At 69.1% G+C, this 7097-nt stretch carries 6 protein-coding genes; 2 read left to right on the top strand and 4 right to left on the bottom strand.

From position 1 onward, the window contains the following. Positions 1–13: 13 nt before the first annotated feature. Entirely contained in the window at positions 14–721 is a 708-nt protein-coding gene (locus DEJ01_RS10325; RefSeq protein WP_181438418.1) for a phosphatase PAP2 family protein, read from the bottom strand. A gap of 98 nt (positions 722–819) precedes the next feature. Here DEJ01_RS10325 and poxB point away from each other — a divergent pair, with 98 nt between their 5' ends. Next, positions 820–2544: a ubiquinone-dependent pyruvate dehydrogenase gene (poxB, locus tag DEJ01_RS10320; protein WP_111039725.1), complete on the top strand. Its 1725-nt coding sequence runs from the start codon at positions 820–822 to the stop codon at positions 2542–2544. 66 nt (positions 2545–2610) lie between these two features. Here the strand turns inward: poxB and DEJ01_RS10315 are convergent, their stop codons facing one another. Next, the gene (locus DEJ01_RS10315) at positions 2611–3294 is read right to left on the bottom strand and encodes an SDR family NAD(P)-dependent oxidoreductase (protein WP_111092913.1); all 684 of its coding nucleotides are present in this window, start codon (positions 3292–3294) and stop codon (positions 2611–2613) included. 76 nt (positions 3295–3370) lie between these two features. After that, the gene (locus DEJ01_RS10310; protein ID WP_111092912.1) at positions 3371–4243 is read right to left on the bottom strand and encodes a leucine-rich repeat domain-containing protein; all 873 of its coding nucleotides are present in this window, start codon (positions 4241–4243) and stop codon (positions 3371–3373) included. Positions 4244–4349: 106 nt separating this feature from the next. Here DEJ01_RS10310 and DEJ01_RS10305 point away from each other — a divergent pair, with 106 nt between their 5' ends. Beyond that, positions 4350–5192 carry a helix-turn-helix transcriptional regulator gene (locus tag DEJ01_RS10305; protein WP_111092911.1) on the top strand — a complete coding sequence of 281 codons (843 nt, stop codon included), beginning with the start codon at positions 4350–4352 and terminating at the stop codon, positions 5190–5192. A 172-nt stretch (positions 5193–5364) separates the two neighbouring features. Here the strand turns inward: DEJ01_RS10305 and DEJ01_RS10300 are convergent, their stop codons facing one another. After that, positions 5365–7047 (bottom strand): DUF4041 domain-containing protein, encoded by a 1683-nt coding sequence (locus DEJ01_RS10300; protein WP_111092910.1) that lies wholly within the window; start codon positions 7045–7047, stop codon positions 5365–5367. Between the last annotated feature and the right edge of the window lie 50 nt (positions 7048–7097).

Raw genomic sequence — 7097 nt, 5'->3', positions numbered from 1 at the left:
AACCCGCCCGGCGTCAGCCCCGCCCCGGCCGCAGGAACGGCACCCGCGGCATGAGCCAGTCGACCCACACCACCCGCACCCCCGGCGCCACGGCGAGCGCCCACAGGATCGAGGCAGCGGCGTCGGTCGGGTAGTGGACCGCGTCGATCGACACCGCGAAGAACACGATCACGATGGCCACGACGCCGAGCGTCAGGGCGAGCCGGTGCCACCGGGTCTCGCGGAGCAGCCAGATCAGGGCGATGACGAACGCCGTGATGTAGACCGTGTGCCCGCTCGGGTACCCGGGGTCGGGCTGCACGGGGAACGGGTGCGGCAGCACAGCGACGTCGGGCCGGGCGCGGTGCACGATCTCCTTCACGATCGCGGACGGCACCCACGTGATCGCGATGGTGCCGCCGAACGCCAGGGCCGGGCGCAGGTCGCGCGTGCGCCACCAGATCACGGCGACGACGACGACCGTGATCCCGATCGCCGGTGCCGGACTGATCACGTGGTAGACCGCCGTGCTGAACGCCCCGATGAACCCGGTGTGCAGCGTATTGAGGGCCTTGGAGAGCCCGAGGTCCACGGTGCCGAGGGTGAACCCGACGATGGTGATGACGACGACCGCGATGACGGCGATCGCCACCGAGACGAGCGGGTACGGCGAGCGCTCGAGGATCCCGTCCGCGGCGGGCTCCCGTCGGCGGGGACGGAGGAGCGGCGCGTCGTCGGTCATCCCGCCATCGTCGCAGTCCGACCCCGGCATCCCAGGGCGAGTGAGCCTCACAAAACTCCGAAAGCGTTCAGCGCGGCGGTCGGGAGTAGACAGGACGCATGCCAACCGTTGCCGAGAACATCGTCGCCACCCTCCGCGCCAACGACATCCACCGGGTCTACGGCCTGCCCGGGGACTCCCTGAACGGCTTCACCGACGCCCTGCGCAAGGACGGCACGATGCGGTGGGAGCACGTCCGGCACGAGGAGGCGGCCGCGTTCGCCGCCTCTGCCGAGGCCGCCCTGACCGGTGACCTGACCGTCTGCGCCGGCAGCTGCGGGCCCGGCAACCTGCACCTGATCAACGGCCTGTACGACGCGAACCGTTCGCGGGTGCCGGTGCTGGCGATCGCCGCCCACATCCCCACGGCCGAGATCGGCTCCGGTTACTTCCAGGAGACGCACCCGCAGGAGCTGTTCCGCGAGTGCTCCGTCTACGTCGAGTACGTCGCCGACCCCGTTCAGATGCCCCGCCTGCTCGAGATCGCGATGCGCGAGGCGATCGAGAAGCGCGGCGTCGCCGTGCTCGTGATCCCGGGCGACGTGCTGCTCGCCGAGGCGAAGGACGACCGCACCACCCGCATCGAGCGGGCCACCCCGCGCATCGTGCCGAGCGAGGCCGAGCTGCAGCGCACCGCCGACCTGCTGAACGGTGCCGACCGGATCACGATCCTGGCCGGAGCCGGCGTCGCGGACGCCCACGACGAGGTCGTCGCCCTGGCCGAGCGGCTGCAGGCCCCGATCGTGCACGCGCTGCGTGGCAAGGAGTACATCGAGTACGACAACCCGTACGACGTCGGCATGACGGGGCTGCTCGGCTTCGCCTCGGGGTACCGCGCGATGGAGGACGCCGACGTCGTGCTCATGCTCGGCACCGACTTCCCCTACCAGCAGTTCTTCCCCGCGAAGGCGAAGCACGTGCAGGTCGACATCCGCGGCTCGCAGCTCGGCCGGCGGCACCCCGTCGACATCGGGCTGGTCGGCACCGTCAAGGACACCGCACTCGCGCTCATCCCGCTGCTGACCGGCTCGCACCCGACGAAGCACCTCGAGGACTCCCTGAAGCACTACCGGAAGACCCGCGAGAAGCTCGACGACCTGGCGGTCCCCGCCGGGAAGAAGAAGCCCCTGCACCCGCAGTACGTCGCCCGGGTGCTCGACCGGCTCGCCGCCGAGGACGCCGTCTTCATCCCCGACGTCGGCTCCCCCGTCGTCTGGGCCTCGCGCTACCTCACCATGAACGGCAAGCGCCGACTGATCGGCTCGTTCGTGCACGGCACGATGGCGAACGCCGTCCCGCAGGCGATCGGTGCGCAGACCGCGTTCCCGGACCGGCAGGTGATCGCCCTGGCCGGTGACGGCGGGCTGACGATGCTCCTCGGTGAGCTCATCACGATCGTGCAGAACAAGCTGCCGGTGAAGATCGTCGTGTTCGACAACTCGTCGCTCAACTTCGTCGAGCTCGAGATGAAGGCCGCCGGCTTCGTGAACTACGGCACCGAGCTGCAGAACCCGGACTTCGCCGCCGTCGCCGAGGCGATCGGCATCAAGGGGTTCCACGTCGACGTGTCCGACGACTTCGAGGACGCGATGGCCGCCGCGCTCGCGCACGACGGTCCCGCGCTCGTGTCGGTCCGCGCGAACCGCCAGGAGCTCTCCATGCCCCCGGCGGTGACGCTCGAGCAGGCGAAGGGCTTCACGCTCTACGCCATCCGCACGGTGCTGTCGGGTCGCGGTGACGAGCTGCTGGACCTCGCGTCCACCAACGCGCGCCAGCTGCTGTAGACGCGAGCGGACGACGGCCTGGAGGCGCGGTGCCAGCTGGCACCGCGCCTCCAGGCCGCCTTTTCGTCACCACCCGAGCGTCTGGCCGTCCTCCAGGAACACGCCGGTGGGGCCCTCCGGGCCCGCGCTCGCGGCGGCCGCGATCGTCGCGGCGCTGACCTCGACGGGGCGACCGTGCGGGTTCGGCATGCCACCGAACTCGGTGGCCGTGTAACCGGGCTCGATCGCGACGAAGTGCACCTCGGGCACGACGCGTGCGTACTGCACCGTCAGCATCGAGACGGCGGCCTTGGACGCGCCGTAGACCACGGCAGGCACGGTGAACGCGGGCTTCGACGGGTCATGGGTGGCGGTGAAGGAGCCGAGCGCACTCGACAGGTTCACCACGATCGGGTTCGCGGAGCGATGCAGGAGCGGCAGCGCGGCCTCGGTCGCGCGGATCGTGCCGACGGCGTTCGTGTCGAAGACGGCGAGCGCCTCGGGCCCGCTCTGCCCCCAGACGGCGATGCCGGCGTTGTTGACCAGTACGTCGAGTCCGCCGTTCGCGTCGACGTGGGCGAAGGCCGCGGCGACCGAGTCGTCGTCGCGGACGTCGAGCTGGACGGAGCGAGCGCCGATCTCGGCGGCGACCGTGGTGCCCTGGTCGGCGTCGCGTGCGCCGATCCAGACGGTGTGGCCCGCCTCGACGAGCTGGCGGGCGGTTTCCTTGCCGAGGCCGCGGGTGGCCCCGGTGATGAGTGTCGTTGTCATGGGTCCAGCGTCGTGCTCGGCGGCGACCGCAGGGAGTCGCCCGGTTGTCGTAGGACCGGCAGGGCCAGGGTCAGGGTCAGGCAGACTGCCGAGCGTCGAGCGCCTCGTGCACCGCTCTGACCGTCGGCACGTAGTGGCGGCGGTTCGAGATCCGGACGTCCCGCAGCGCGGGCAGTTCGAGCAGCACGCGCAGGTCGCCGTCGACGATCCGAGTCGACTCGTACAGGTGCAGCGTCTCGAGAGCGGTCAATCCCCGGAGTGGGTCGAGGGTCGGGAAGTCGCCGCAGTTCGCGGCATTGAGATGACGGAGCCGTGTCAGACCGGCCACGGGGTCCAGGTCCGGGATCTTCCGGTTGCTCTCGAGGTCCAACCGCCGCAGGTTCGCCGCGAGACCTCGGACTCCGCTGACGTCGCTGAGTCGTCGGGCGACGGCCACGGTCAGGTCGTCCAAACCGATCAGTGATTCCACCCCGTGCAACGACCGCAGGCTCGGCCAGTCGTCGAGACGGAGCTTGCGGAGCGAGGTCATCGCGGAGAGCGGCTGCAGGTCGTCCGCCGAGTAGTGCCCCGCGTAGAGGTCGTCGAGCGGCGCCGCGTTCGTGACCCCGCCGTCCAGGTACTTCCAGAAGGCGACGGCGAGACGGCGCAGCCGCGGGAACGCCGCGAGGTCGATCCGCACCTGCAACCCGGCGTGCAGGTGGAGGAACTCCAGGTCGTGCAGCGTCCCGAGCGCCGAGACGTCGTCCACGTGCCGAGCGATCATCAAGAAGCGCCGGAGCGGGAGGTCCCGGACGAACTCGATGTGCGTGTCGGGGAACCCCGCGCCGATGCGGAGCCCCTGCACCTTGCCGGACCGGACGAGCTTGCCGATCTTCGGGTCCCACGGACCCCGCAGCACTGCGTCCTCGCCGGGCCCGAACGGGCTCGGACCGATCGTGTACGACTTCACGGTGCTGACCTCGGGTGTTCGGGCGGCGGGAGACGCTGCTGATCCTCTCATCGGTGGGACCAGCAGGGCCAGGACCCGGGCGCCCCTCGACACGCAGACTGGGGACATGGCGGACACGGACTTCGGGCACACCCTGCGGCGACTGCGCGACCACGTCTCCCCCGAGGCGGCGGGAGTGGTCGTCGGGCCGCGTCGGCGTGCGACCGGTCTGCGGCGCGAGGAGCTGGCCGGGCTGGCGGGGATCTCCGCCGACTACCTGACCCGGCTCGAGCAGGGGCGGGCGACCTCGCCGTCCGCCCAGGTCGTCGAGGCGCTCGCGCGGGCGCTGCGGGTCGCCGATGCCGACCGCGAGCTGCTCTACCGACTCGCCGGGCACGCGGTCCCCGGCGCCGACGTGGTGCCGTCGAGGATCCCACCGAGCGTGCAGCGACTGCTCGACCGCCTGGCGGACACCCCGGTCGCGGTGCTCGACGCCGCGGGGAACCTGCTCGTCGCCAACGCCCCGTACGACGCACTGATGGGGCCGATCGGCGCGCTGCGCGGGAACGACCGGAACACCGCGTGGCGGCACCTGGTGGGGTCCGGCAGCCGCGCCGTGCACACGCCCGAGGAGCAGGCGGCGTTCGAGGCGAACCTGGTGGCGGGGCTCCGGATGACCGCGGCGCGCTACCCGCTCGACCGCCAGCTGCAGCAGCTCGTGCGGGACCTTCGGGCGGCGAGCCCGCGGTTCGTCGAGCTGTGGGACTCGGGCGCGACCGCGCTCGGCGAGACCGCCCGCCGGAAGGTGATCGACCACCCGGACGTCGGGCTGATCACGCTCGACTGCGACACCCTGGTCGTCGGGCCGGAGGACCTGCGGATCCTGGCGTACACGGCCGAGCCCGGTTCAGTGGACGCGGAGCGTCTGGCGCTGGCGATCGTGGTGGGGACGCAGTCATTGGTGGAGTGAGGCGAGGGCGGGCGACTTCTGTGTGCCTCGCACAACCACAGTGACCTCGAACCGCGCGACCACGTGGCGCGGGGGCGGCTTTGGTTGTGCGGTTGTCCTCCCGCTGCGCCGTACAGGACACAACCATCAGCCGCACCGTCGCAGGCCGAAACTAAGGGTTCCCGTCAGGCCGTTAATTCGATGTGAACGTACCAGCGCTCGCGACTGCGGCTCCGGCCGAAGACGAGGCCGGTAGGTCAGTCGCGAGCTCACTCGTGCGGAATTCCTCCGCGACCGGTTCAACTGTGTACTCGACGACCTCGACGGCGTGGCTCTTGAGTGCGTCCAGGACTTCGGCCGGCGTCACGTAGAAGAACTCTCGCCGCAGGTTGACCTTGTTCACGCGCTGAGTTGCAAAGGTCTGATGCAACATCGTCTCCACTCCGACGGCATCATCAGCGAAGAACAGAGCGTGCACGTCGAACCGGAACGGGACGGATGCGTCGCCGAGCTCGATGACGCGGTCCATTGGCTTCAAACGACGAGTCATGCCGATCTTCACCATGCGCTCACCGAATGCCCCGACGTTGGAGATCACGTACACGTAGCCTGCGCGGACGTTGGCAGCTCGGTAGTCCACGTCGTTGATGGCTCGATCGACATCAACAAGCCTCGCCTGCACTCGTGCCGCGCCTTCAACATCTCCGTTCGCTTCCAACGCGGCGAGAGTCGCTAGGTAGTGCTGGCGCTCTTTCTCCAGCCGGTCGTGTTCAGCCTGCAGTTCGGCGGCAGCACGCTGCTGTTCGCGAAGTTCGGCTCGTCGCTCTCGCTCACGTTCCTTCTCCGCTTGCACCACCTGGAGGTGCTCGTTCGCGAGGGCGATCTCTTCAAGCCGCATCTGGTGGTAGCTCGGCTCGATTCGGAGGTCGATCATCGTGCCACTCTTGGCGATCTGCTCCGCCGCTCGGCTCAGACGAGTCTGGGCGACGTGCAGGTTGCCCGCGCGGGTTGCCTTGACCGCGTTCTCTGCTTCTGCGTTGTATGCGCGCAGGAGTACCTTCGCCATGTCGGTCATGAACTTCCGGCCCTGCGCTTCGGAGTCGTTGAAGCGGAAGCGCGGCGCAGTGGTCACCGCACGCTTGTCCCGGACGGCGTTCTTGATGCGGTAACGAAGCGCCTCCAACTTGGAAGCCAACTCGGTCGACGATGCTGCTGGATGGTCGAAGTCGAACAGTCCAACAGCCTGCAGCTCCACTGCGGCGGTGAGGTCCACCAGTTCGGTTCTACGGGCGCCGATTCCTCGATTGAGCTCGTCACGGGTCGCCCGCGCTTCCTCAGCCTGCTGTTCCGCCGCCCGGACACGTTCCTGCCCGCTCCGCACGGCTTGCTCCACCTTCGAGCGCTCAGCTGCCTGTTCAGCGGCAAACCGCTCGCGTTCCTGCGACTGCTCTCTGACGAGCAACTCGCGGGCATCTGATTGCTCAGCCTCGAACTCTGCCCGAAGCGCGCCGAGTTGGCTCTCCTGCTCAATTCGGTAGGCGTCAACGTCGTCAAATGCGCGCATCTGGTAGCGGGCAACGACGGCTTCGCCCGCCTCGATTTGCGCCTCTGCAGCACGGAGCCGCTCCCGCGCCTCACGCTTCGACAGCTTCTCGATGGGCTTGCTCTGCTTCGCAGCGGCAGTTGGTGCAGCTGCTTGCTCAGCGGATCGGGCCGCCCGTCGAGTCGTCGGCTCGACAGCTGCTGACGGCATAGGATCAGCGCCTGCTGGAGCAGATTTCTTGGGCTGCACATGTTGGGTCCATGCTCGCCCGTCCCAGTAACGGACGAAACCAGGGTCTTTATCGTCGTACCAACCGGCGGGCGCTGCTGACATTGCTTCAGCTTAGGGACACGGTCAGCCACGACCGAGCGATGTCCTCATTC

It is taken from the genome of Curtobacterium sp. MCLR17_040 (assembly GCF_003234735.1).
GTDB lineage: Bacteria > Actinomycetota > Actinomycetes > Actinomycetales > Microbacteriaceae > Curtobacterium > Curtobacterium flaccumfaciens.
This window is presented reverse-complemented; position numbering and strand designations above follow the sequence as displayed.